This is a genomic window from Chryseobacterium sp. BGA-UO-ETr-SB22, from assembly GCF_059567885.1.
Genome location: NZ_JCAQOV010000005.1, coordinates 128964 through 154513 on the forward strand (window position 1 = coordinate 128964; position 25550 = coordinate 154513).

21 protein-coding genes are annotated in these 25550 nt (G+C 36.2%); 9 read left to right on the plus strand and 12 right to left on the minus strand.

The features are described from left to right. Window positions 1-121: 121 nt before the first annotated feature. Window positions 122-4738, minus strand: coding sequence for a T9SS type A sorting domain-containing protein (locus tag AC57AW_RS07840; protein WP_496351438.1), 4617 nt, complete (start codon window positions 4736-4738; stop codon window positions 122-124). Window positions 4739-5354: 616 nt separating this feature from the next. Here AC57AW_RS07840 and AC57AW_RS07845 point away from each other — a divergent pair. Beyond that, window positions 5355-5681, plus strand: coding sequence for a winged helix-turn-helix transcriptional regulator (locus AC57AW_RS07845; RefSeq protein ID WP_496351439.1), 327 nt, complete (start codon window positions 5355-5357; stop codon window positions 5679-5681). Between the two features lie 60 nt (window positions 5682-5741). Here the strand turns inward: AC57AW_RS07845 and AC57AW_RS07850 are convergent, their stop codons facing one another. The 3 genes from AC57AW_RS07850 to AC57AW_RS07860 all read right to left on the minus strand — a co-directional run bounded on the left by AC57AW_RS07850 (window position 5742) and on the right by AC57AW_RS07860 (window position 10975). Next, window positions 5742-6923: a phosphatidylinositol-specific phospholipase C domain-containing protein gene (locus AC57AW_RS07850; protein ID WP_496351440.1), complete on the minus strand. Its 1182-nt coding sequence runs from the start codon at window positions 6921-6923 to the stop codon at window positions 5742-5744. Window positions 6924-6943: 20 nt separating this feature from the next. Beyond that, the gene (locus tag AC57AW_RS07855; RefSeq protein WP_496351441.1) at window positions 6944-9790 is read right to left on the minus strand and encodes a TonB-dependent receptor; all 2847 of its coding nucleotides are present in this window, start codon (window positions 9788-9790) and stop codon (window positions 6944-6946) included. Window positions 9791-9925: 135 nt separating this feature from the next. Next, window positions 9926-10975, minus strand: coding sequence for an AraC family transcriptional regulator (locus tag AC57AW_RS07860; RefSeq protein ID WP_496351442.1), 1050 nt, complete (start codon window positions 10973-10975; stop codon window positions 9926-9928). A gap of 173 nt (window positions 10976-11148) precedes the next feature. On the opposite strand from AC57AW_RS07860, the gene AC57AW_RS07865 reads away from it, so the two are divergent. The 4 genes from AC57AW_RS07865 (at window position 11149) to AC57AW_RS07880 (ending at window position 13946) form a co-directional block, all read left to right on the plus strand. Then, a complete protein-coding gene (locus AC57AW_RS07865) occupies window positions 11149-11571 on the plus strand; it encodes a hypothetical protein (RefSeq protein ID WP_496351443.1) in 423 nt (140 codons plus the stop codon). Between the two features lie 12 nt (window positions 11572-11583). Further along, window positions 11584-11871, plus strand: coding sequence for a hypothetical protein (locus AC57AW_RS07870; protein ID WP_496351444.1), 288 nt, complete (start codon window positions 11584-11586; stop codon window positions 11869-11871). A 9-nt stretch (window positions 11872-11880) separates the two neighbouring features. Then, window positions 11881-12717, plus strand: a complete 837-nt coding sequence (locus tag AC57AW_RS07875) for an XAC2610-related protein (protein ID WP_496351445.1) — start codon at window positions 11881-11883, stop codon at window positions 12715-12717. 185 nt (window positions 12718-12902) lie between these two features. Beyond that, window positions 12903-13946 (plus strand): L,D-transpeptidase, encoded by a 1044-nt coding sequence (locus AC57AW_RS07880; RefSeq protein WP_496351446.1) that lies wholly within the window; start codon window positions 12903-12905, stop codon window positions 13944-13946. On the opposite strand, the gene AC57AW_RS07885 is transcribed toward AC57AW_RS07880, so the two are convergent. From AC57AW_RS07885 to AC57AW_RS07895, 3 genes are all read right to left on the minus strand, one after another. Next, window positions 13939-14466, minus strand: coding sequence for a hypothetical protein (locus AC57AW_RS07885; RefSeq protein ID WP_496351447.1), 528 nt, complete (start codon window positions 14464-14466; stop codon window positions 13939-13941). The two genes, AC57AW_RS07880 and AC57AW_RS07885, sit on opposite strands and share 8 nt — an antisense overlap. Window positions 14467-14470: 4 nt before the next feature. After that, the gene (locus AC57AW_RS07890; RefSeq protein ID WP_496351448.1) at window positions 14471-15790 is read right to left on the minus strand and encodes a PDZ domain-containing protein; all 1320 of its coding nucleotides are present in this window, start codon (window positions 15788-15790) and stop codon (window positions 14471-14473) included. Window positions 15791-15910: 120 nt separating this feature from the next. After that, on the minus strand, window positions 15911-16549 hold the full coding sequence (locus AC57AW_RS07895; protein ID WP_318849308.1) for an alpha/beta hydrolase: 639 nt from the start codon (window positions 16547-16549) through the stop codon (window positions 15911-15913). A 246-nt stretch (window positions 16550-16795) separates the two neighbouring features. Between AC57AW_RS07895 and AC57AW_RS07900 the strand changes: the two genes are divergently transcribed. Continuing rightward, a complete protein-coding gene (locus AC57AW_RS07900; RefSeq protein WP_223601703.1) occupies window positions 16796-17227 on the plus strand; it encodes a hypothetical protein in 432 nt (143 codons plus the stop codon). 45 nt (window positions 17228-17272) lie between these two features. On the opposite strand, the gene AC57AW_RS07905 is transcribed toward AC57AW_RS07900, so the two are convergent. Continuing rightward, window positions 17273-17911: a response regulator gene (locus AC57AW_RS07905; RefSeq protein ID WP_496351449.1), complete on the minus strand. Its 639-nt coding sequence runs from the start codon at window positions 17909-17911 to the stop codon at window positions 17273-17275. Then, the gene (locus tag AC57AW_RS07910; protein ID WP_496351450.1) at window positions 17901-19874 is read right to left on the minus strand and encodes a tetratricopeptide repeat-containing sensor histidine kinase; all 1974 of its coding nucleotides are present in this window, start codon (window positions 19872-19874) and stop codon (window positions 17901-17903) included. The genes AC57AW_RS07905 and AC57AW_RS07910 overlap by 11 nt, the downstream gene beginning before the upstream one ends. A gap of 200 nt (window positions 19875-20074) precedes the next feature. On the opposite strand from AC57AW_RS07910, the gene AC57AW_RS07915 reads away from it, so the two are divergent. Beyond that, window positions 20075-20494, plus strand: a complete 420-nt coding sequence (locus AC57AW_RS07915; RefSeq protein WP_318849305.1) for a hypothetical protein — start codon at window positions 20075-20077, stop codon at window positions 20492-20494. Between the two features lie 77 nt (window positions 20495-20571). Here the strand turns inward: AC57AW_RS07915 and tyrS are convergent, their stop codons facing one another. Beyond that, on the minus strand, window positions 20572-21867 hold the full coding sequence (gene tyrS, locus AC57AW_RS07920) for a tyrosine--tRNA ligase (RefSeq protein WP_318849304.1): 1296 nt from the start codon (window positions 21865-21867) through the stop codon (window positions 20572-20574). A 187-nt stretch (window positions 21868-22054) separates the two neighbouring features. Here tyrS and AC57AW_RS07925 point away from each other — a divergent pair, with 187 nt between their 5' ends. Beyond that, window positions 22055-22615 carry an RNA polymerase sigma factor gene (locus AC57AW_RS07925; RefSeq protein ID WP_318849303.1) on the plus strand — a complete coding sequence of 187 codons (561 nt, stop codon included), beginning with the start codon at window positions 22055-22057 and terminating at the stop codon, window positions 22613-22615. A 108-nt stretch (window positions 22616-22723) separates the two neighbouring features. Here the strand turns inward: AC57AW_RS07925 and AC57AW_RS07930 are convergent, their stop codons facing one another. Further along, complete coding sequence (locus tag AC57AW_RS07930; protein WP_318849302.1) at window positions 22724-23356, minus strand: hypothetical protein; 633 nt, start codon at window positions 23354-23356, stop codon at window positions 22724-22726. 114 nt (window positions 23357-23470) lie between these two features. Here AC57AW_RS07930 and lipA point away from each other — a divergent pair, with 114 nt between their 5' ends. Continuing rightward, window positions 23471-24337 carry a lipoyl synthase gene (gene lipA, locus AC57AW_RS07935; RefSeq protein ID WP_034692098.1) on the plus strand — a complete coding sequence of 289 codons (867 nt, stop codon included), beginning with the start codon at window positions 23471-23473 and terminating at the stop codon, window positions 24335-24337. Window positions 24338-24554: 217 nt separating this feature from the next. Here the strand turns inward: lipA and AC57AW_RS07940 are convergent, their stop codons facing one another. After that, a complete protein-coding gene (locus AC57AW_RS07940; RefSeq protein WP_496351451.1) occupies window positions 24555-25454 on the minus strand; it encodes an AraC family transcriptional regulator in 900 nt (299 codons plus the stop codon). Window positions 25455-25550: the final 96 nt, after the last annotated feature.

Consider the following 25550-nt stretch of genomic DNA (forward strand, 5'->3'; position numbering starts at 1 on the left):
TAAATTTGGAGCTCATCCGAAAAGACAAAAACATTCTCTACTCTTATATATTTAAACATAAATAAAAAAATGGCCGGAAGAAATTCCGGCCATCATTGCTTCAAAGTAATGTCTTTATAATTTACTTTTTAATAATTTTTACAATAGTTTCAGAATTGTTAATTCTTACCAGATAACCTCCGGTTAATAATGAAGTAACATCTGTTTGTTTATTGATAAATTTACCTTCTTTCATAAGCTGTCCCGACATATTATAGATCTGATAATAATACTCTTTATCATCTTTTGCCTCAATATACAGGATATCTTTCACAGGATTAGGATAAAGAACTAACTTATCATCTTTTACTTTTTCCTCAATAGCTGTCTTGCTAAATGCAGTTCTTGCCTGAATTCCTGTGTTTGGTGTTACAGGAATACCTGGCAGCGGACCTCTCGGACTGCCGTTATCTTCCTGTTTTACACATCTGCAGCTTAGAGATGCAAAAGGATCTATATCGGTATTTTTTACATTATTTCTATTATAAATATCAAAATACATATAAGTAGATCGTCCGGTCATTTCACCGTTTAAATTAGCATACCATATTCCTCCTGATGCACCAATAGCATTACTTATAGCACCTGCGTACATTACGCTTCTGCTTCCTCTGCTGACAGCCTTTGGATAATTTCCTATATTATACAAACTGTTAGTAAATGAATATCCTACAGTTTTTCCCCAAAAGCTTGGCGCTGTTACACTATAAATAGGGGTTCCAAAATAACCGGCTTCCGTACCGTCAACAGTTCTGAGTGCTTCAGGGTTGCTTTTAAGACTCCAGGGAGAGGTTTTCGTTGAGCCTTTACCTAAAACTTCCGGAATTCTCCATCCATTCGGACAAGGATCAAATACAGATTTTTTACCGCCAATTCCCCATCTTTCATCATATAAACTATGATATTGACTATCAAATAACCAGTCTGAAGCAAGAGTATAATGAGGCGTATTATCCCCACGATATGGATATGCTGTAACCGGCATCATTAGTTTTAAAGGATTGGCAACGGAATATCCCAGCATCTTTTCTATTCTCACATCTATTTTATCAGTTGCAGTAATACTGCTTTTATAGGTATTGTAATTCACTATATTACTTGAATTATAATTCGCCTCTGTAAAGGCTGAATAGGTTACAACACCGTTATTGGTAGTACCTAGGAATATATTGTATTTAGAACCGTTGATATTATTGAATATAGGCAGCGGATCTTTTCTTCCCCATTGGTAATGCAGCCCCTGTGAGCTGTTGAGCTGGCTTACCTGAGCAGGTACAGTAGGATTATACGGACTTGGCATTGCCTCAGTAGCGCCAAGGTTTCTATCCATGATACTTGTTTTCAGAATCGTTCCATATTGAGTGTAATTTACATAATTATCAGTGGTAATAGGGGTGTCATTTACATGGGTAAAAGAATTTACAGATGTATTGGTTACCCAAATGTGCCAGCTCCAGTATACAGGATTGCTTATGGAACCATTATGCAGAGTCACTACAGCATTTCCGGACTGATTGGCATTTACTTTTACATTGATATTGGCCTCTTTGGAAGAAGTATTATCTATTGTTAATTGCGTTACTAAAGCAGGATTATCCGTCCAAAGGATATTCGCTTTCAAATCATTGAAACTGGTCGTATTCAGAATCTGAGTATTGCCTAAATAATTACTTTGTACAGAAAAAGCTTTACTCACAGGCACTGAAATTATCTGCTCTGCAGTAGATTTTGAAACCATATAAGTATTAGGATTTTCTAATCCCGTTTTGTAGGTTTCAGTTTCACTGAAGAAGGTTGTTTCGAAATTATAATTATTCTTTACGAATAAAGGATCTTTAATACATCTGCACGCCTGCGCATTATTCGTTGAATAATCATCTGAAGGTCTATAGCTGTATAATCCATAAACATTAGGATAATTAGCCGCGTCCGGTCGATAGTTATTGACAATCTGGTCAGCAGCCGGAATTAATCTTAATGCGCTGGCTACTGTTGAATAATCACCAAAAGTAGTCATTGTAGATGTCCACAGATAAGTTTCAAGCTGGTCTGTAAAAGTTGCTTTAGTGTGATATCTGGCATCTGAAGCAGCTCCTCTTCCAATCCATCCTGTTCCTGGGAATATCCCGATATTGTTACCCCCAACATTGGTCATATCGAAACCATACTGAGGATATATTTTTATACCGGCGAGATAGGTTTTTAAATTAGATAATCCCGGAGGAATATTTGACTGAACACCATTTAAAGCTGATAGCGGACTATTTACTTTAGCTCCAAAAGGCGTAAAATCCATCCTTACATTTTTTGTGGATGACGCCACTAAAACTGAAGGCAGCCTCCATCCGTTCGGACACGGATCATAAGAAGATTTATTTCTGTAAGGTTGTGGAGCATTAATATTTGTTGCCTGTATACCCTGGGAGTTATCCGACCATAAGTTAACTTTACTTAGCTCATTGGTCTGTAATCCAGGTACCTGCCCAAACCAGTTATAATAGTAAAGTGTTCCACTAATATTACCATAGGTAGATGGGGTAACGGTATTGTCATCATTTACATAAATTAAACTTAACGGGTTTTTTACAGACGCTCGAATGTTATTTGTAATGTTGGCTGCTGATTTATTCACAAACAATCTCAGTTCATTAAAATTTTTATAATCATTGAAAGGACTGTTGGTAAATCTTAATCTTGGTACTGCATCATCATAAATAATCTTTCCTAAGCTGCCTGTCACCTGATAAAAACTTGCATCAGTGTAAGTTAATGAAGGGAACGGATCTTTTCTTCCCCATTGATATAAAAGACCTCCGTTCTTGTGCCAGCCGCTTCCATTAAGAGAATTACCGGTAGCCCCAAGGTTTCTGTCCATCCAGCCCCATTCAGAATTAGGAATAGTCTCTACGGTTCCGTCGCTTAATTGTCTTTTTATATCATCATAGCTTTTATAGGTGGTTCCGTTTGTAGGATCGTCTGTTGCCCAAATGTGCCATGACCAGAAAACTTCTCCGTTTACTTTATAGGCAATCAACGCATTTCCTTTTTTTACTTTATTGACAGGAACTTTTATTTTTGCATTTTCACCGGAACCTATAATATCCAAAGTATAATTTTCTTTAGATTTTATCAGTCCCATATTGTCTTCCCATAAAACATCAGCTGTTATTACTCCCGAAGGCACGTCAATACCTTTCATGAAATTCCCGTTTCGCCACATTTCGTAGGCTTTTTTTACAGGAATATACAATCCGTCTACATTATTTCCATCATTATCTTTACCTGTAAAGATGTAACTGTTGGGAGCTTTAGTCCAGTCTGCTATTGTATTATCAGGTTGTGCTCCGGCGTTGATTACAAAACAGTTGTTTGAACAATCTGCTGAATCATATGCCGTTGAATTTCCAAAAATACCTACGTACTTTATGAATTTTTTGATTTCAGCTTCTACTTCCGGAAGTGGTCTCATCGGTCCGTTCCAGTCAGCACGTACCTTTCTGTTTCTGATGGCTCCGATACCATATAATGAAGCTTTAGGAGTATTGCTTAAAAAGAAATTTTCAGATCCGGGGCCTCTCTGTTTGTCATACAAAGGAGGGTAACCGAAATCATTCACTGTATTATAATTGCTTAATGCATTGACAGTGATATACTGTCCGGTAGATTTGTATACCCTGAAACCTGTTATTTTGCTTACAACAATAACTACAGGCTCTTGATCCGCAATGATGTCGGTCAGTTTCTCGTTGATGTAATTGTAGAGGTTGTAATACCTGTTAACTAAAGCATTAGGGTTTGTAAAATCCAAATATCCTCTGCCCCAGGGTTCTCCGCCCTCCTCAGGAGGTAAAAACCAGTTACTGAAGTTAATAAAGAAGCCCGAACTTGAAAACTTACCGGCAAATACATAAACAGGGTCATGATAAGAAAACTCAAAAGGACTTGTATCACTGCCCTGGTAGATATATTTCTGTGAGCTGACAATCGTACCGAGATTATTAGGATTTTCAATGTTGATGACAGGCGCATTGGCATTCGTGTTATCTAACGTACCATTTGCGTTGACTGATAAAACAATATCATCCAGTTTCTTTGTCAAATGCTGTGATTTTACCCTGTCTTTTACTCCTGAAACAGTTCCATTAGCATTAAACAATACTGTACCATTTTTTTTCGGGGTGAAAAGTATGGTGTATTCATTCTCATCCAGTTCACAGGTTGTTGCGGTATAATCACCAAATTTGTAATGGCTCACAGCTTTATTCCATGTGATGTCGGAGAAGCTGTTTGTCTCTGAACCTAGCTCAACTTTTAAATTGTATGTACTGTTTACAGAAGCAGGCAATTCAAATGTTGCATTAAGATTTTCATCATACTGGTTGCTTGCATACAATGTTTTACACCACACACTGATCCATTCTCCCTGCGTATTCTGATATTTGACAGAAATCAGAATATCACTGGTTGTGACAGGTTTGTGGAGCTGTCCGCTCATGACAACGGCACCTTTTTCATTCACGTTTTGTGAAATTACAATCAAAGGATCCAGATCAAAATTGTAGGTTGTCACAGGAATATAACTTCCTGAAATAATAGGGGCACCACGAAAATGCCAATCCGTATCGCCTCGTGGAGAAGCATAAACGGATGCTGCTGAGCATAATACAGCCCAGATTGATAAAAAGGTTTTTTTTCTCATACACATGTTTTTTTAGATTAATATTTGATCCTATGAATATCCGGTATTCAAATTCTACGGTATTGTAGATTCTGAATCATAGATATAGAAGAAGTATTATAAAGCAGATCTACTTTAAAATAACAATTGCTTTAAAATCAAAATGTTACTGGTTATATCGAACTTGTAGAACCGATTATTCATACAACCATTACTTTTACGAAATCAAGATTAGAGAATCAGGATCGTATTGGTAAGCCGTTAAAGCAATGCCGTTTTCTGATATAATGTAATTACAGCAGGTATGTCGGATGATGTTGTCTTGCAGTGGAGTATAGGCTGATAGAATAGGGGATATTGCAGCCCGGATTGGGAATAAAAGTCTTTTTTTTCATGTTTGTGTTTTAGGTTTTTAGTTTTTATAAAAAATAATGGATAATCAATTATACAATTATATCAAATTACAATCAGGAGAATCAGAAAGAAAATATCATAAAATAAATATTATATTAATGAGAATTTTCTATTGTCTTTTTGCGCTTTTTGTAATGTTTTTTAATAAATAGGGTTGTAAAACTGTATTAATTTGCTAATAACCATTATGTTTGCAAAGTTACAATATTAAAAAAAACACACAATGAGTCAAAAAAATCTGACTAATAAAACCTCAGCCGAGGCTACAGAGATATGCCCTGTCCAGAAACTTTTAAAATCCCTTTCAGGGAAGCTAAAACTGGAAATTTTCGTTCTTGCATCCAAATCAACTTTACGTTTCAGTGGTTTGCTGCGCGATTTAGAAGGATCTAATAAACAAACATTGTCTACTGCTCTGAGAGAGCTGGAAGAAATGGATTTATTAGAAAGGATTGTCATTAAACAGAAACCCTTACACGTAGAATATAATCTTACTAAAAAAGGAGAAGCACTGATCCCTATCTTTCAGCAATTAGAAGGTTTGGTATAAAAAATAAAACTATTTAATATTCAATTAAAAAGCCGGTTCTGAACAGAACCGGCTTGCTATTTATTTGCATGAAGAATTTAAAGGATTATTAAGATAATCTTTCCCCTGAGGAGGCTGTACAAAATATTGCGTTCCATAAATATTTCCGGAGCGGAAGAAATCAGTGGAGATCACTTGAGCACCGCTGCTGAAAGCTGCTTTAGACCGGGTGAAATCATTGGTTTTGGCTTCATAGGTTTCAATATCTGATCTGGTTCTGACCATAAAACCCTGTTTTACCAGATCCTGTATTTCTTTCTGTCTTACGATGGCATTATCCCGCAGTATAAATCCTGCGAATGAATCATCTGGCTCACTGTTCAGGAACATGATTCTTTCCTTTAATGAACCGTCTATGAGGTAAGGATTGTTTTTTGAAGATAAAGTTCCGGCACTTCCTGGAAGCAGCATAAAAATAAATTTTCCTTTGCTGTCATTCAATTTTGGCCAGTTATTGTGGGTTACAGCTTCTTTAAGCGTACTGTATTTACCCTGAACTTCTTTTGGAGTAATGATCTTGTCTTTTCCAAGGTATTTTACAATTTCTCCATCCAGGTCATCATAAGCTTTTTTATCAAAAGGAAGGACTTTTGTACTGTTTTCAAGAATCGGGAACCCGGAATCTTTTGCTTCGATCATCATAAAAACAGGAGTGTGCTCCGGATGTTGATCAGACCATGTTTTAAGTGCTGTAAGAGCATCTTTTAAAGTCGGATAGTGAGTTCTGAAATCTATATCTGCCATATGCAGTACTTTGAAACCCGGTTGATCCAGTCCTTTCGTGTTAAAAGGAGCCAGATCTGTTACTCCCTTTGCTTTTAGTATCTCATATGTGGCAGGATGGCTGAATCTGTTACCTTCCGGATCATAATAGACGTCTATTTCCAGGCCTCTCAGATTAGCGTTGAGCTGTTCTGTGAAATCAGGATGATTATAATTAAGTCCTTCCTTCAGGTCCATTCCGTAAGGGTGATACTCTTTAAATTTAGCTTTTTGCTCTTCAGACATCATGCTGTCGTATTTCTGCATCATTCCGTTAATGATAGGAGTTACAAGATCCAGTACTTTAGGATCTACCGGCTTGGCATATGAATTATGAGTTCCTACAATCTGCAGTTGATTGATTCTTAGATTCTGGCATTTATCCTGTGCCTGCAGCAGTGCTGTCATACAAAATGCAGCTCCATATATATACTTTTTCATATGAATAAAATAACTTTTGATTAAAAATTGAAAGTGAAGCCCAGCTGTCCACGTATTCCTGAATAAGAAATGTTTTCTACGCGGTCTTTTGTTCCCATATAATAGCGGTTGGGTTCATTAAAAATATTGTTAAGCTCTACAAACAGGCGGATTTTCTTTGTAAGGCTGTAAGAAGTGGAAAGGTCTACCGTAAAGTTTTTATCAAAATACTGATAGTGATCTGCACCAGCCGCTGCTCTGATTTCGCTTACATAATTTCCTTTATAATTTCCAGCCAGACGGATCATCAGTTTACTGGTTTCATAGAACAATATGGTATTGAAAATATGCTTTGCCTGATTGGGAATCGTGGTAGACATTGTTCCTGTCTGCTTGCCGTTTTCGTACACCGGCATATCCATTTTGGAAGAGATATAAGTATAGTTTCCTTCAAAACCGATGTTTTTCAAAAAACCAGGAAGGTTTTCAAAACGTTTGGAGATACCGAATTCAAAACCGAACAGCTTTGCTCCTTCCAGGTTTTTAGGGGCTATAAAAGTATATGTTCTTCCTGCCAGATCTACCACAGACTGATCTTTATAGATAAGGTTTGTGATATCTTTATAGAATACTCCGGCTGTTATCAGATCCAGCTTTCCGAAGTAGTTCTCAAACATAAGATCAAAATTATTTGAAAACGTAGGATCCAGTTTGGTATTTCCCTGAGTGACGGTGTTGGAAATATCATTAACGATGGTTCCGGGGTTCAGATCGTTGAAATCCGGTCTTGCAAAAGAGCGGGTATAGGCAAGTCTCAGAATCCGGTCGCTGCTGATATTCCATTTCATATTCACCATAGGAAGTACTACATTATAGGTTTTATTGTCTTTAATGTCTTCCGTTTTACTGTCTTTATCAGAGATAACTTTTTTACCCCAGAAGGTAACGTCATTATATTCATTTCTGAAACCTCCCAGTACCTGAAGCTGGTCTGAAATTTTCCATGTTCCCATCAGGTATGCCGCCCATACATTTTCAGTGCCTCTGTAAGAACTTGTAATATTCGAATTACTGTCTTTACCGCTCACCTGCATCAGTCCTAAACTATTTTGTGTGGTGGGATTGTACATCTGGTCAATTTGTGCATTGGTAATCTGATCAATGATCACTGCATTATAAGGATTGCCCAATGGATTCATAAAACCTCCTTTGTACTGGAAAGCTTCACGCTGAAGCTGATTCAGATAAGTTACCGGAGCTCCGGGAATTCCCAATGATGATTTAGGCATCCAAACCAATATGGAGCTGTCAACTATTTTATTCTTGTTGTTGTATTTTGTTCCGAATTTAATCTCGAAATTATCCGCTGCTTTATATTTTATATCAACCTGCCCTCTAAGATCCGTTTCACTGTTATGATTCTGGCTTAGGATAATCTGATTCAATTTGAGTTTATCTGCAGCTATTGCCTGCTGATTATAAGGGAGGGTATATCTTCCGGTGTCACCAATACCGTCCGGAGCATCCATTGCCATATATTTTCTTCCGTCAGCAGATAAATTTCCATAGGTCATAGGCTGTACGAAATTAATGATAGGATAGCCTTTTTGATCCTTTTCAAGATTATCTGGCGAATTGAACTTAAACTCAGAACGTGCTTTGGATAAAGACCAATCCACCTGCATACGCTGTCCCACCTGATGATTACCACCCAGCTGCATAGAATACAGATCTGTAAGATAATCTGCATGACGGGCCTGCAGCATGACATTTTTACTATCAAAATTAAAATAGGTTTCTCTTACGGACTGACCATCTTTATACTGACTGTATAATGCTTTTGCATATAATTTGTTTCTGCTGTCGATCTCATAATCCAATCCCAAATTGAATCCCAGCGTTCTTCGGTTCGCCAGATAATCACGAAGCTGAAGCTGATTGATAGAATAAGAGGCTGTTTTATCTTTCAGTCCATAGTTGTAAATATTTCTCATCTGATCAATAGCTGTAGAGCGCTCCCAGATCACAGCTGAGGTAATGAATTTCAGCTTATCAGTAATTTTATTTCCGTAGACAATAGATGTGTTATAACTGGGAGATTTTGACATGTTGACGTATCCTGTAGCCATACTTATAGCTAAAGTCTCCTTATTGGGTGAGGTTTTCGTGATAAAATCTACATTTCCTCCAATGGCATCTCCATCAAGATCCGGTGTCAAAGCTTTAGATAAGCGTACATTCTGAATAAGTTCTGAGGGAAAGATATCCAACTGAACTCCACGGTTGGCATTATCACCACTGGCACTGGGCATTCTGTTGCCATTCAGGGTAGAAGAAGTCCATTGTATAGGTGTTCCTCTTACCGCTACAAAACGTCCTTCACCCATATCCCTTTCAATAGATACACCCTGCATACGCTGTACAGCATCTGCGGCATTACGATCCGGCAGTTTTCCGATAGCATCTGCAGACAGTACCTCCGTAATTGTGTTGGAGTTTTTCTTCATGGTAATCGCTCTGGCCTGTGATGCTTTATACACACTGGTAACCACTACCTCCTGAAGGTTATTTTCTTTAAACTTAGCTCCGAATTTAATTAAGCCAAGATCTACTTCCTTTTTATTTGTAATGGTGAAAGGAATGTAAACATTATCATATGCTTTATATTCTACAACAAGCTTATAACTGCCGTCATAAACATTGCTAAGAACAAAAGAACCATCAGTATCAGAAGTTACCTTCTGTCCGCTGTTTTCAATATAAACCATAGCATTGGGAAGATTTCCCTGGCTGTCTACTACAGTTCCGTGAACAGTGGTTTGTGCAAAGGCCAAAGGCCCTAGAAGAAAAAATGCTGCTTTTGTTAAAAAAAGTCTTTCTCGTGACATCCTTATAAAGTTTGGTGCAAAGATGTCAGCTCTGTCAAAAGTTTTAGTTCATTTAAATTTCATGCAACTCCTTCTGTTGAGTTCGAGGTGAACCATATTGTAAATCAATAAGTTGCTAATATTAAATAATTGTAACTAATGAACAAGCTGAGAAGGAAGACAATCGAATTCCTTTTTAAAATATTTATAAAAAGTAGATTTGGATTTAAAACCACATTGAAATGCCAAATCTATAACACTGGCTGAAGGGTCTTCCGATAGAATCTGTTTAAAGTGCTGTATACGGCTTCTGTTGGTATATTCGTGGAAATTGGAATGAAGATGTTTATTAAAAGTGATGCTTAAATCTGCCTTGCTTATTTTCAGATGACTCGAGAGCTGATCTAAAGTAAACTCCTCATCCAGATACACATGACTCTCCTGATAGAAGGAAATAATGGCACTTTCCACAGAGTCAAAATCTATTTTTGAAAGATCTTTATACTGATAGGTTTCTTTTGGGGCAGAAAAATATGCTGGAGTTTGCTGTTCCTGCAGTTTGTGCTGGTACGTTAAAATATAAATGTACAAAATCCATCCGAATTGAAGGAGAAACAGGAGGCTGTAGATCTTCTGATAGATCAGAGTATCCCAACCTAATTGATAAACCGTCCAGAAAATCAAGACACCTAATAATACGTAACAAACCAGATATCGGAAATTACCCGCTACAGGATGGGTAATGTTTTTGCGATATCTTGTCAGTAAATAAATACACAAGACAAGGCAGGTAATCCAGTAGAAGCTGTAGTACACAAAGTATGATTTATAAGATCTGATAGCCAGATCTGCCCAGGAAAGATCAAGCATTTTAGCAGAAGTTGCAATCGCATGATGAATAACAACCAATGTCAGCGGAATGATAAGGTATTTAAGCTTATCTCTCCATGTTGCATGGATTAAATGGGTAGTGATATAAAGAAAAATAAGTCCTTTAAAAACACGCAGACTTCCCGGAATTTCATACAGAACAGATTCATAACCGAATTTTTGAATGATAAAATATTCATATCCCATATCCAGCGTGACCACTCCAATATACAATAACAGCATATTCAGTACAGATTCCCTGTTTTTGATGAGGGACATGAGCAGAGTAAGGGTGATAAGTGCCTGTAGTACAACTACCATAATGATGTATAACATGATAACTGATATTTTGCCAAAATTATAGATAATATAAGCATGGCATCTTTAACAAATTATTAAATATCAGCTCAGAAATATAGACAGCGCTTAAAATAAAATCCTAATGGGTATTTTTTCCGGTTTTGTATATTAAGCGGATATTCCTATTTTAGCTAATAAGCATAAGTTGGATGTCAAAAAGAAAATTTATTTTCCTCTCAATACTTAAAACCTGGCGGATCTCCACATTGGTTTCCTGTGTATTTCTGTTTCTATTTTTAAATGTAACCCGAGTGGTAAGAGATTCACCAAGAAATTGTGATATGGGTGGACTGGACTATGTTTTTGCCATTTTTTGGATCGTGTTTCTGAGTATATTGTCTTTAAGCAGTTTTTTTTCTGTTGTAAAACTTTTTCAAGGAAAAATTAAAACAGCTTTGTGCTGGTTTCTGCTGCCTGTAACGGTTTCAATATATTCCTTTTTTCTGATAACCGATGGAAAGCTGAGTGGTGAAGAAACAATCGTTTTTCTGATTATGAATCTGCCATGGATGGCTCTCTGGATATTTTATTATTACAGGTTCAATATCCGCTTCACTATAACCAATCATTAATATTATTTATCCATGAAAAAACAATTTCAAAACTGGACTCTCTTTTTTATTGTAGGAATCATTGCGATAATTGCCGGATTGATTACTTCTGTTATTCTGATGAATGGATCGTCAGCTCCTGATGCACTGTTTGGAATGTATTTACTATTCAGTCTGGTGCCCATATTGCTGGTGATTATTATAGACCGGATTCTCGTATGGAAATTCGGAAATAAAAACGTCAATAAAGTTCAGTTTTCAATACTGCTGTTGATCGTACTTTTATGGATTATAAGATTTGTGGTGAATCTGATTATTTAAATTATTCCTATGAGAAAATTATTGCTATTCTGTATTATCATGATCTCTGCCGTATATTCCGCGCAGCCTTTTACTCTGAAATCTATAGGAGAAGCAAAGGAGTTCAGACTCACTCTTTATTATGGCGCACAGGGAAAAGGTGCATTTGTACAATATGCAGGAAAAAAAGAAATCATTCCTTTACAGGTAAAAAGTTTTAAAGTTGATACAGATGGGAGAAGTGATGGGCAGCCGGATATTGAGTATTATACCTGGAATGAAATGATTGACGGAAAAATAAATGGAGTATATGAGTTTGAAATCATGCATCATCAGGCTTCAAATATTAGCTATACAAGAGCGAAAGACAACAGAAAGTTTAAGCTGGAAATGGTTGAGGACGAAAAATATGACGGAAGCAGCAAATATCTCCTGCACGGTGCTTTACTTGCCTTTAATCATTTTTACAACAATCACTTCACCATTGCTTATCCGGACGGTAAAAAAATGGCTGTTGAACTTCCTGCACCAGATAAGCCTTCGTTTGCGCGACAGAGTATTATAGCAGATTATAACTTTGATGGGTATGAGGATATTGCATTCTCTGTTCCTGATGACGGGATGGGTGTTTACAGGAATTTTGATATTTATCTGTATCATCCGGGAAGTAAACGCTTTGAAAAACTTAAAGAACCGGATTATTCCCGCTCAAGCTGTTCGTGTCTATGCGATGTAACCATAGAAAAAGATAAAAAGCTTTTAAAAACCGGATGCCGGGGTGGAGCAAGATGGCATCAGGATATCTACCGTTTTGGTAAAAATGGAACTTTAGAATGGGTTGCCACGAAAGAACAGTCAGAGGAATAATTCTTCTTTTAAATATGTGAAAATTCCTTTGAAATGATCATACTTAAGAATTTTATCAGTTATAACTCCTCATTTTCAGTGATAAAACCTCCGTTTTTTTACGGTATTTTTAATAATGTCTTTTGTGATTCAATTTTAGGTCTGATATTTGTACTGGGTAGCCAAACTAAATGGCCGATTTATTTATGAAAAACATATCTGTGAAAAAATCCTTTCTTTATGCATGTTTATGCGCAGTTTTCCTTGTTTCCTGTAAAAAAGAAATAGATAAAATAAGCGATACTTTTAAAGATACAGTGTCTGCTTCGGAGACGCCGGAGGCTGAAAAAGATTCTATAAAGAAAGATTCTGTTCCTGTCGTAAAGAAAGAATCTATTCCGCCTGCAATGCAGGAAAATGGTTTTTATAATGCTTTTGTTCTTCCAAAGGATCAAAAGATGCGTGATTCTATCTATGCCGAATACAGTAAGAAGTATAGTGTAGAAGAACGTACCGCTATTTTAGCTTTAAACAGACTGGATTCTAAAAGTAAATGGAATGCCGATACACTGGTGGTTCCTGCAAAAATAGATACAACATTAATGGCTTATTCACCATTCCCAATGCAGTTAGATGTATTGAGTGGCGTGAAGAAGTTCGTTATCTTCTCATATCCTATACAGGCTTTTGCAGTATATTCCAATGGAAGTCTTGTGAAATGGGGACCTACAAGTATGGGTAAAAAGGCAGCTCAGACCACAAGAGGGCTTACTTTTGCCAACTGGAAAAAGAAACTGGCAATTTCTACTGTGAGTACCGAATGGAAACTTCCTTATAATTTTAATATTCACAATATTGGAGGGATCGGATGGCATGAATATACACTTCCGGGATATCCTGCTTCACACTCGTGTCTGCGATTGTTGAGGAAAGATGCCCAATGGCTGTATTCCTATGCAGATACCTGGATTCTGAATCCTGGTGGTGCAACTACCAAGGCAAAAGGGACTGCGGTAATGGTGTTCGGGGATTATAAATGGGGCGGAAGAAAGCCGTGGAGAAAACTTTTGGATGATCCTAATGCGAATAATATATCTGTTGAAGAACTTACAAAACTTCTGGAACCGGATGTTCCGAAAATGCTGAAAGAACAAAGCAACAGAGAAAAAGTAGCAGATTCTATCAAGACAGCAAAAGCAATGGCTACACCCGTTCAGAATGAAAAACCTGTAGAATCTCAGTCTAATTAATTTTCTTTTCAAAATGCAGAGTGGATTCTTCAGCAAACTTCCTCAGCTTAAGCATTTCATCTTTACCTTTATGCTGCCCGAATCTTGCAGCAATATAAGTAAGAAGAATAAAAAATAACATGATAAAAGAAGCGCTTAGTGCCCAAGGGTATTCAGCGCTTTTTATTTGCTTCTCTACGTAATACATAGTGAAGAAGGTCATCCAGAGAATAGAAAAAGAAAAATACAGGAACATGAAGAATGTCCATACCGCAGAACTGGGGCCAAATACTCCACGTATTGCTGTATGCTCATCTTCCATTTCTACCCGTAAGGCAAGGCAGGGCTTCCAATAGTTGTCATATTCTGTTTTTATCCAGATGGTAGCAACTTCTTTATTGATATTACCTGAAAACTCATCTTTATGCTCTTCCATATATTTTTTCAGATTGTCAGCATACTCTTCTTTCGTAAGATGAGTAAACATTTTAAATCTGGGTCTGGTTCTTATCCTGTCTAATGTGGTCTCTTCGGTATTCATAATTTTATTCTTGATAAGGAATAGGATCTTCCAGCATGAAACGTAATGTCAGTTCTTTATTTTTCCTTTGAATAATCATGGTAATATTTCTTCCTTCATTAGATTTCATGAGCTCCATAATTTTTTCAAGAGTCATGTCTGATGTCCGTTCTCCATTGATGCTCAGGATTCTGTCATCCTTTTGCAGGCCTGCTTCATAAGCGGGAGAATCTTTTCTTACTCCTGCAATGGAAAATATAGGTTTCAAACTGAATTTATATTGAAAGGCATCTTTATAAACTTCATTTACTGCTGTAGCTGATTTTTGAGTTTCAATTTTTACCCTGTCTTCCTGCCATTCTAATCCATCCTGTTTGAAATCCAAACCGCTCATATTAAAGTGAAAAGGATCATCAAAGTTTCTGTTTTTTTTCAAATATAATTTTTGGTTAGTATAATCGAAAACAATTGTAAATCTGCGCATAATTTCACTTCCTATAGAACCTTTTCTATCTTCCACTAAATTAACGTGCTGGATAGAAAATTCATCTGGCATAGCAGTAAGAGGTTTTTCAAACTTAAAATTTCCAAGATAAAAATTATGAATACGGCTTCTTTTGCCATAAATATCTCCATTGAAGCCACGGCCAAGAAAATCATCAATATTGGGCCTGTTGTACACGAAATTTTTAATGAGGGTAGGGAATAGCCAGATAGCATCACTGTTGCCAAGGTCGATCAGTAGTTTTGAGTCTTTCTTTTCATTTGTCATTTCTACACCAGCATACAAATAAGGTTTGTTTTTTTCAATAGTAATTGGGAATTCTTCAAACCTTCTGATTTTCTTTTTTAAAAGATCAGTATTTTCATAAACTATTATTTTCTTAGAGCTATAATCAATATAAATAGGATGGTCTTTGAAAAAATGATATCCGATAACCCCATTTACAGGAATTCCTACGTGAGATGAAATATTAAATTCTTCATCAATAATAATATAAAGAGACATGGAAGTATTGACAATCACATCACCTATTTTACCTATATTACGCTCGGATTTTAAACCGTCAATACTTATATTTCCTCCAAGACCTGAAAACTTAATTTTCTCAATATTACTTAGTTTGACCTCCTTATTTTCCAGACTGAAAAGGATTGTCTCAGAAACTCCTGTATCCAGCAAAAAAGTAAGTTCTGCGCCGTTTACATTGATAGGAATAAAGATAAGATTGTTGATAAACTGAAAAGGAATCACCGCTTTTTTCGTATTAATCAACTCAAAAGAGTTCTGGGCATTTACAAAAATGCTAAGAAACAATCCCAGTAAAAGCAATTTAAATTTCATTTACTGAATTTACTGAAATTATCTATATGTTAATAAAAAAACATTCCAAAAGCTGGAATGTTTATATAAACTACAATGAAGTAGGCGAATTTGTTGAATTTATTTCAAATTGGATCTTGGTTATTTGGAAAAGAATTCCATCAGATCCATATAATTCTTCTGATTGACACCATGTCCGCTCATATATTCTCTGAACGTGAAATAACAGCTAAGATCATACAGAAGGTCAGCCGCTTTTCTTCCCCATTCAAGTGGAATCACCGCATCATCAGAACCATGTGAAACGAAGAAACGAAGTCCTTCCAGTTTCTTTTTATCTTTTACAATACCATCAAGAATTTTATCTTCAGGATAACTGCTAAGACAGGCAACATAATTGAAAAGCTCAGGATGTTTTAAAGCCAAAGCATAGCACAGAATTCCTCCCTGGCTGAAACCGCAAAGATGAGTTTTACTTTCTGTAAGTCCATAATGGTTGATGATCTTGAGCATACTTTCCAATACAGCATTTAAAGATTCCTTTGCCTGAGGAACATCAATAAAGTTTTCGGGATCGTTGAAATTAATATCATACCAGGAATATCCTTCAAATTGAGTATCACGCGGAGCTCTGAAACTTACAATGATCCAATCAGTGGGAAGCGTTTCCCTGAAGCTGAAAAGATCCTGCTCGTTACTGCCGTAACCATGAAGCATAAAAAGAATAGGAGTATTGGATGTAATATTTTCTGGCTCTCTTACTAGATAATCTAAATTCATACAGCAAAGATAATTAAATTAGATTCAGAATCTTAACTTTTATTATTCACACAATGAACTTTGGGCGAATGATGCTTTATGTGTAATGATTGATTCTTTGGAGTGTGTTTTTGGACTTTATAGCTTGGTTTTTATTTTTGTTGATTTGATATTATTTGGAAATCTTTGTTAGAAAATTTTCATAAAAGTTATTTTTATATTAATAAAAAACTTATATTTGAAACATTAAAAAATCTATTTGGAGAAATGAAGCAATTTTACAATTCAAAAAGTTTACTTAGACTTTCTTTTTTATTCGTTTTATTATTTTCTGTAATTACCGTTGTCAATTCTTGTAAAAAAGATGACGATGAAGAATTTAAGGATCATGTGGTTCAATTCGAAGTGAAAACCACTACAGGAGGAAACATTATAAGTGTGGTAACACAGGTGGGCACGGCTCAGAATACCATATACAATACTCCGCAGTCACCAGTAACTTCACCGTGGACAAGTGGGGAATTCTTTGTGAACTCCAGCCAGGCACAATTAAATCTTGATGCTAACGCATCTATGCCGGATGATAATTCTGAATTAACGATCAATCTTTATATAGATGGAGAAGTTGCAAGAACTGTTAAGAAAAAAGGAAAAGGAGTATTAGTTGCTTCTATCGATTACAGTTTCTTAGAACCATAAAATAGTATAAAACTTATATACAAAAACCGCTCTTAGAGCGGTTTTTTATTTTTCAATCAGTTGCTGCTGTACCGCAAGATTGATCAGTTCTGTTGAGTTCTTTGCCTGAAATTTCTGAAGCAGATTCTTACGGTGGGTATCTACAGTAAGTGGGCTCAGGAAAAGTTCTTCGGCAATTATATTACTTGTTTTTCCCTGTGCTACCATCTGCAGGATCTGTTTTTCCCTTTTGGTAAGGCGGGGAATGGGCAGATCATGTTGAGAAGGACGGCTGATAATCTGTTTGGTTTCATTGCAGAAAACAATATCTCCGGAAAGAGCCCCTTTGATGCATATTACAAGCTCATCAATAGAAGTATTCTTGAGAAGATAACCACTTGCTCCGTTTTGTATAGACTGCATGATGATGCTCCGTTCAGAGCGGTTACTGAACATAATTACTGAAGTATTCGGGGATATTTTTTTAATTTCCCTGCAGAGTTCCGTTCCATTGGCATCGGGTAGGGCAATATCAAGAAGAATAATATCTACCATTTGCGACCGGATAAAGCTGAGTGTTTCTGCGCCGGAAGTAAAACTTCCCGCTATATTAAAGAAAGGCTGGCTGTTCAGCATCATTCTAAGACCTTCAATGACAATAGGGTGATCGTCTACGATGATGATATTTATTTTCTCATTCTCCATGGGTGTTGAGTTCTATATTAATGGTAGTTCCCTGATTATCGGAATGTATTTCCATTTTCCCTTTCAGGTAATTGACCCTGTTTTTTAGGTTGCGAAGTCCCATACTTTTGGTCGTGTTTTCAATATTTTTATCAAAACCTTTTCCGTTGTCTTCAATGGTAATCAGAAAATTTTCACCGGATTGCGAGCATTGAAGTAATATGCTGCTGGCTTCTGCATGTTTTACTGCATTGGCTAGTAATTCCTGTACAATTCTGTAAATATTAAGCTGAATATTTAAAGGTAATGCCTTACTGATATCAATAGCCTGAAAATCAATTTCTAGGTTTTTCCTGATGTAAAATTCGCACAAATCATGTAAAGCGGTTTCCAGTCCAAAATTAAGCAGTGATTCAGGCATTAGATTTCTGGCTACATGCCGGAGCTCACTCACAGAGTTGTCCAGCTGGCCTAAGATTTTATAAAATTCCTGATCTTTTTCGGGTTGCAGATGGTTGGAAGACCATGTAGAAAAATTGATTTTAACTCCGGCAAGCATTCCGCCAAGACCATCATGAAGGTCTCTTGCAATACGCTCTCTTTCCCGTTCTTCACCATCAAGAATGGCTTTGGTAAGAGATAATTCTTCCTTTTGTTTAATGTCTTCTATTTTCTGCTCGTTTATTTTTTTATTTTTCCTGAAAATGATGAAAAGAAAGCCCAGAAGGCTTAGTGCTAGTAATAAAACAAGACTCATTCCCCATAAGTAAGAGTTCTTCTTGTTGACCTCCAGATCTTTTTGATTTTTTTCAGCATTTAAAGTCGCTATTTTTCTTTCCTTTTCAGCAGTATTGAACTTAGATTCGAGTTTATTGATTTCAAGCTTTACATTCTCAGTGTTCAGGCTGTCGTTGAGTTTAGAATATTTCTGCTCCCATAAGAGAGCTTCTTTGGTATTTCCTGTTTCTTCATTGAGTAAAGAAAGCTGTTTATAAAACGTTTTTCTGTTGTTAAGATCAATAGCCAAGGACTTTTCTGCTAAAACATCTTCTAATGTAGTTTTAGCTTCGGTATACCTTTTAAGTTTCTTTAAAATATCAAACTTATTAAAATAAAACATCTGAGCCAGAAGATTCTGATTGAACTTTTTTGCATAAAAAATTCCTTTTTCTATAACCGGGAGTGCTTCTGCATTTTTTTGCCGGGTAATATAGAAAAGTGTTTTACTGTAATAATAGAAAGCATTAGATGAAGATTCAGGATAAGAACTAATGAGCTTTTCAGCTTTATGTAAAAACTTTTCAGCCTCATCTCCATTGGCCTGATAGCAGAAATTGTTGGCAGAATTGAGGTAAGTGAAAAATAATTCAGCGGACCCCGGATATTGTTTTTCGAGAATTTTCAATGCTTTGTTATTATAATCTTCTGACTTTTTAAACTGTGCATTATAAGTAAGGATCACCGCAAGCTGAGTATATAAGAAACCTAAATTTCTGCTGTTTTCATATTTTTCAACCAGAGGAATACTTTTCTCAAGCATGATTTTGACTAAAGGAATATATCCCTCTTTATCCTTTTGGGTAACTCCATAGCTGTACCAGGCCAATGCCTGAAAAAAATCAGATTCTTCATTTTTAAATTTAGATAAAGATTTGATAGCCTGCTGATAAGAAATACCCGCCTTCCTTTTGTTTCTGTCCAGGTTATATTGTCCCTCGTAATAATAATATTTTGCTGAAAAGAAAGGATTGTTTCGGGCCTGTATCTTCCCATTTTCAAGATATTTTTTACTCAAAACAGAATCACTGTTTCTATAATAATTAGATAAAAGAAAAAAAGCCGTTGCTTTTGACGTATCCGGAAGATTTCCCTTTGTAATACTTTGTAAGCTGTCTACATAAGATTTCTCATTAAGCGGAATGATTTGCTGGGATTGCAATTTAAAAAATAAGAATAGGCTTAATAGGGCAAGTAATCTCTTCATTATGGATCAATTCTGGAAAATATTTTTTTAAAAGCTCAATTTAATTAAAAATTTTAGCATAAAAAATACCTGAATTTAGGTAGAAAAAATTACTGGTTTTTCAGGATTGATAGAGATAAGTGTTGCTCATAGCTTTGCAAACATCAAATCATTAATCATAGAATATTCAATATAGTAACTAAAATTTAAACAAAAAGATTATGAAAAAAATGAGAATGAATCAGCTGTTAAGAGGTGCATTGGTTGCAGTAATGGCGGCAATGCTTATAGGATTTACAGCTTCATGCAGTAAAGATGATGATGACAATAATGTGAATGGAGCAGGGAAAAGTCATAAAGTGGTTTTTAAAGCAATTGCTTCTTCGGGAAGTAATATAGATGTAGCGGCTTACGGAATTGATGGTAACCCTACAACCGCAACAAGCCTTAGCGGAACTACCTGGAGCAGTCCTGAAGTGACATCAGAGCCGGGCGCATACAGTGCCAATGTTGCAGTAAATGCTATCGGGCCGGACGCTTCTGCTACGTTGAAGGTTCAGATCTGGGTAGACGGAGAACTTAAGAAAGAAGGAACTTCCAGCGGACAGTATTTATCAGCTTCTACAAGCTATACATTTTAATATCAAATTTTTAGGACATAAAACAGGCGCTGAGATTCATCTCAGCGCCTGTTTTTATTTTTATGTGGTATTTAAGATTAGCCTACCTTAACAATAAAGTAGCTTTTCTTACCTTTTTGCAACAATAGAAATTTACCGTCAATAAGATCAGTTTCATTGGCTGTAAAAGTATCATTTACCTTTTGCTTGTTGACAGAGATTGAGTTTCCTTTGATCTCTCTTTGTGCTTCACTCTTAGACTTTAAGAATCCTGATTTTTCAGAAAGAAGATCTACAATATTCACTCCTAAAACATCAGCTTTTGCAATTTCTTTCTGAGGAACCCCGTCAAAAACTTCAAGGAATATTTCCTCATCAAGGCTTACCAGATCTTCAGCAGTAGAACGTCCGAAAAGAATCTCAGAAGCCTTCAAAGCCTTTTCATATTCTTCTCTTCCATGTACCCAAACTGTAATTTCTTCAGCTAATCTCTTTTGAAGTTTTCTTTCGTGCGGAGCCGTTTTGTGGTCTTCAATTAGAGCTTCAATCTCTTCTTTGCTTAAAAAAGTATAGAATTTAATAAATCTTTCAGCATCATCATCAGTAGCATTCAGCCAGAACTGGTAGAATTTGTAAGGAGATGTTTTCTTTTTATCAAGCCAATAGTTTTCCCCGCTTTCAGATTTCCCGAATTTGGAACCGTCAGCTTTTGTAATCAAAGGAACCGTTAATGCAAAGGCTTCTCCTTGAGCTTTTCTACGGATCAGTTCTGTTCCTGTAGTGATATTTCCCCACTGGTCAGAACCTCCCATTTGAAGCTTCACGTTGTTATTTTGATATAAATGAAGGAAATCATATCCCTGAATTAATTGATATGTAAATTCCGTGAAACTCATTCCGTCAACACCTGCGTCTCCGGAAAGTCTTTTCTTTACAGAATCTTTTGCCATCATGTAATTTACAGTGATGTTCTTACCAATATTTTTAGCAAAATCAAGGAAAGAAATGTTCTTCATCCAGTCATAGTTGTTCACCAATTCAGCTTTGTTAGGCTCATTTCCATCAAAATGTAAGAACTTTGAAAGCTGGTTTTTTAAACAGTCAACGTAGTGTAAAAGAGTGTCCTCATCCAAAAGATTTCTCTCAGCTGATTTCCCTGAAGGGTCACCTATCATTCCTGTAGCACCTCCTACCAAAGCAATTGGTTTGTGGCCATGCTGCTGGAAGTGAGCTAAAATTTTTATCTGGATAAGACTTCCGATATGTAAAGAATCGGCAGTAGGATCAAAACCAATATATGCAGTAGTTACCTCTTTATTCAGTTGTTCGTCGGTTCCTGGCATCATATCGGCAAACAGACCACGCCATTTCAGTTCTTCTATAAAGGAATTCATTGATTGTTAACTTTAAAATTTTAAGAAGCAAAGATAGTAAATTCAGAAGGAAGAGAAAAAGGCGAAACAGTAAATAAGCAAAATCGTAAAATCCATAAAATGCTTTGATGGTAACCTCGCAAACATGAGCAGATACGTTATCTTTCTCTTTTGCAATTGTGCTTCAAATATTCTATATTTGTTATTAATGAACGACGAACAGCTATTCCTGCTCATACAGAAGGCCAAGGATAAAGATCAGAAGGCCCAGACTAAACTCATAAATGTTTTTTGGGTGGATGTTTTCTCTTTTGTTATGAAAAAGGTAAGGGATGAAAATGATGCCGATGAAATTACCGTAAATGTTTTTTCAAAAGTATTATCGAAACTGGATATGTTTGATCCTCATTTTCAGTTTAAAACCTGGATACTCACTATTGCCCAGAATACAGTAATCGATTTTTGGAGAAAGAAGAACCGTGACAATGAAGATGCCGTTGAAAACTTAGATGAGGTTAAAAATCAATACGCAAAATCTCCTGAGGAACTTCTGATTTCTCAAGAAGAACAAAAGAAAATCATCAAAACCATAGAATCTCTGGATGCCAATTATCAGGATATTATCAAATTGAGATTTTTTGAAGAAAAGAGCATCAAAGAAATTGCTGAAGAGCTGGGAATCTCTGTTGCCAATACCAAAGTACGGGTAATGCGTGCCAAAAAAGTCTTAGCCGAACTCTTGAAGAATAATGAGTTTGATGATAATTAAACGTCAGATAAATTAATGGTATTCAATAGAAATAGGCTTTAGTCCGTTTACTAAAAATTCAAATTCAAAATTGGCTGAAGCCAAAACTTAAATTTCAAAGGCATTAATTTAGAAATAAACTTCTTCCTTTGTTTTCGGAAGAATAATTTTCCGTTGCTTTTCCTGATTTCTGTTTTGGAGATTGATCTTTAATCCTTTCTGAATATAAGTTTCCTTTAAAGATTTACCATGCTCAGCTGTATTTTCCACCTCTTTTGAATAGTTCAGCTGTCCTGTGGAAAGGTTGAAATCTACCTCTTTCCAATAATCTCCGGGTCTTCCGGAAGTAGTGGATGTACCGATTAATTCAAAATGTCCGTTTTGAAATCTATATTTGTCTGTAACGTCCCATTTCCAGCTGCTTCCGCCATTTTGAGAGATAATCAGAATTCCTTTTTCTATTTGAGTTTCTCGATAAGGATCACCCATCATACCTCCGGCACTGCTTTCCATAACGGCATTTCTTGATTTTTCAAGAACCGTCCATTGTCCACCGACTTTTTTCAGGATTTGTATTTCACGAATTTTTCCCAGCTCACCCTCATCTTTTGTGGTGTAGATCATTACTTTTTCAGGAATTTTATCACCATCAAGATCTCCGTCTACTGTTTCAAGCAGGGTAGAACCCGCTGGCTGAAATTGTTTTTGAGCAAGACAGAATGTTCCGGCTGCCATACATAAAAGAAATACTGTTTTTCTCATAAAGAATTTTGAAAACTTAAATGTACAATGAAATTTTGAATTATCAGTTTCATCAATATCTCTGGTTGATGGTTTCCATTAAAAAATCCTTAACTTTGAACTTCAATTTTAGAAATGGAAAATTCAGTTCAAGACACTACCGTTCAAAAACCAAAATGGATCCGCGTAAAACTTCCTACCGGAAAGAATTACAGAGAGCTGAGAACTTTGGTTGATAAATATAAATTAAATACAATCTGCCAAAGCGGAAGCTGCCCGAACATGGGAGAATGTTGGGGTGAAGGTACAGCAACTTTCATGATTTTAGGAAATATCTGTACTAGAAGCTGTGGATTCTGTGGCGTAAAAACAGGAAAACCGCTGGATGTAAATTGGGATGAACCTGAAAAAGTAGCAAGATCAATCAAATTAATGAAGATCAAACATGCCGTTCTTACTTCTGTAGACCGTGATGATCTGAAAGATATGGGATCTATTCTTTGGGGTGAAACAGTGAATGCTGTAAGAAGAATCTCTCCGGGAACAACGATGGAAACTCTGATTCCGGATTTCCAAGGGCTTACAAAGCATCTTGACAGATTAGTAGATGTAGCTCCGGAAGTAATCTCTCACAACATGGAAACGGTAAAACGTCTGACCAGAGAAGTGAGAATCCAGGCAAAATATGAAAGAAGCCTTGAAGTATTAAGATATCTGAAAGAAGCCGGACAAAGAAGAACCAAAACAGGAGTAATGCTTGGATTAGGTGAAACTAAAGATGAGGTATTTCAGACGATCGAAGATATCAGAAACGCTAATGTAGATGTTATTACCCTTGGGCAATATCTGCAGCCAACTAAAAAGCATCTTCCAGTAAAAAAATTCATCACTCCTGAAGAATTTGATGAGTTTGGAGATTTTGCAAGAAGCTTAGGTTTCAGACACGTTGAAAGTTCTCCTCTTGTAAGAAGTTCTTACCACGCAGAAAAACATATTCATTAAAATATAAACCGTTCAGCAATGAGCGGTTTTTGTTTTTTTAGATGGCAGGTAGAAGAAAACAGGTAGAGGGTTATAGGGATTAGGGAGTGAAAGTATTCCATTTGTAATAACGACTTCCATCATTCCCCTCCCTTGGAGGGGTGGCAAAAATTCTTTGAATTTTTGACGGGGTGGTGTAGTAGTTATCTTCAATGATTTACATTGCATCATTTACCTCCTACTTATTACAAGCCGTCTCCTTAGTAATTACCCCAATCCGGCCATTAATTTCAATAGGTTTAAAATGTTTCTTCTTAAATTCGGAAGGCGTTTCTCCCGTATGTTGTTTGAATAACTTATTAAAGTAAGAAAGGCTTTCAAACCCTACCTGAAAACAAACTTCAGTCACCGAATAATCTTTCAACAGAAATATTTTAGCCTGATTGATTCTGTAATTATTAACGAAATCTGTAAAGGTCATATTGGTCTGCTTTTTAAAATAACGGCAAAAAGCAGGAGTACTCAGGCTTACAATTTTTGCAATTTCGTTGACGTTTGGTTTACTGTCATAATTTTCATGGATGTAGTCGTAGATGGTTCCCATTCTGATTTTATCATTCAGAAACCATTTGATTCTTGTATCTTCCTTATTGAGTTCCTTCACTTCTGTTGAATCGGCGAGAATTTGTAGAATTTCAATTAACCCTACCAACGATTCAAAAGAGTTTTTATCTTTAATGATCTGGAGTTTTTCAACCACTGTATTTTTAGTTTCTCCTGAGAATGACAGTCCAAGATATGACCGTTCCAAAAGAATTTTGATGTTCTCAAATTCCGGAACAGGAAGAATAATATCCTGAAGAAAGCTTTCCCGCATTTGCAATACAAGCTGTTGGCATTCTGTCTGAATACCATAATCAAAATTAAGATGAGGAACATTTGACCCAATCAACAGAAGATCGCTGTTTGTAAAGCCTGAAATATCTTTTCCAACGTGCCGGATTCCATTTACTGCTTCTACATAGACCAGTTCAATTTCCGGATGATAATGCCAGAAAAAACAGTTTTTCAGAGAAGGGGCAAACAGTTTGAATGATTTCCCTTTTTCAAATTCAATAATTTCCTTCTGGATTTTCATTTTGTTCTCATTTGATTGTTTCTGAATATAAAATTACATAAAAAGGTTAATATGGAGCAAATTTTTATCATTCAAAGAGGTGTGAAATTCAAACTT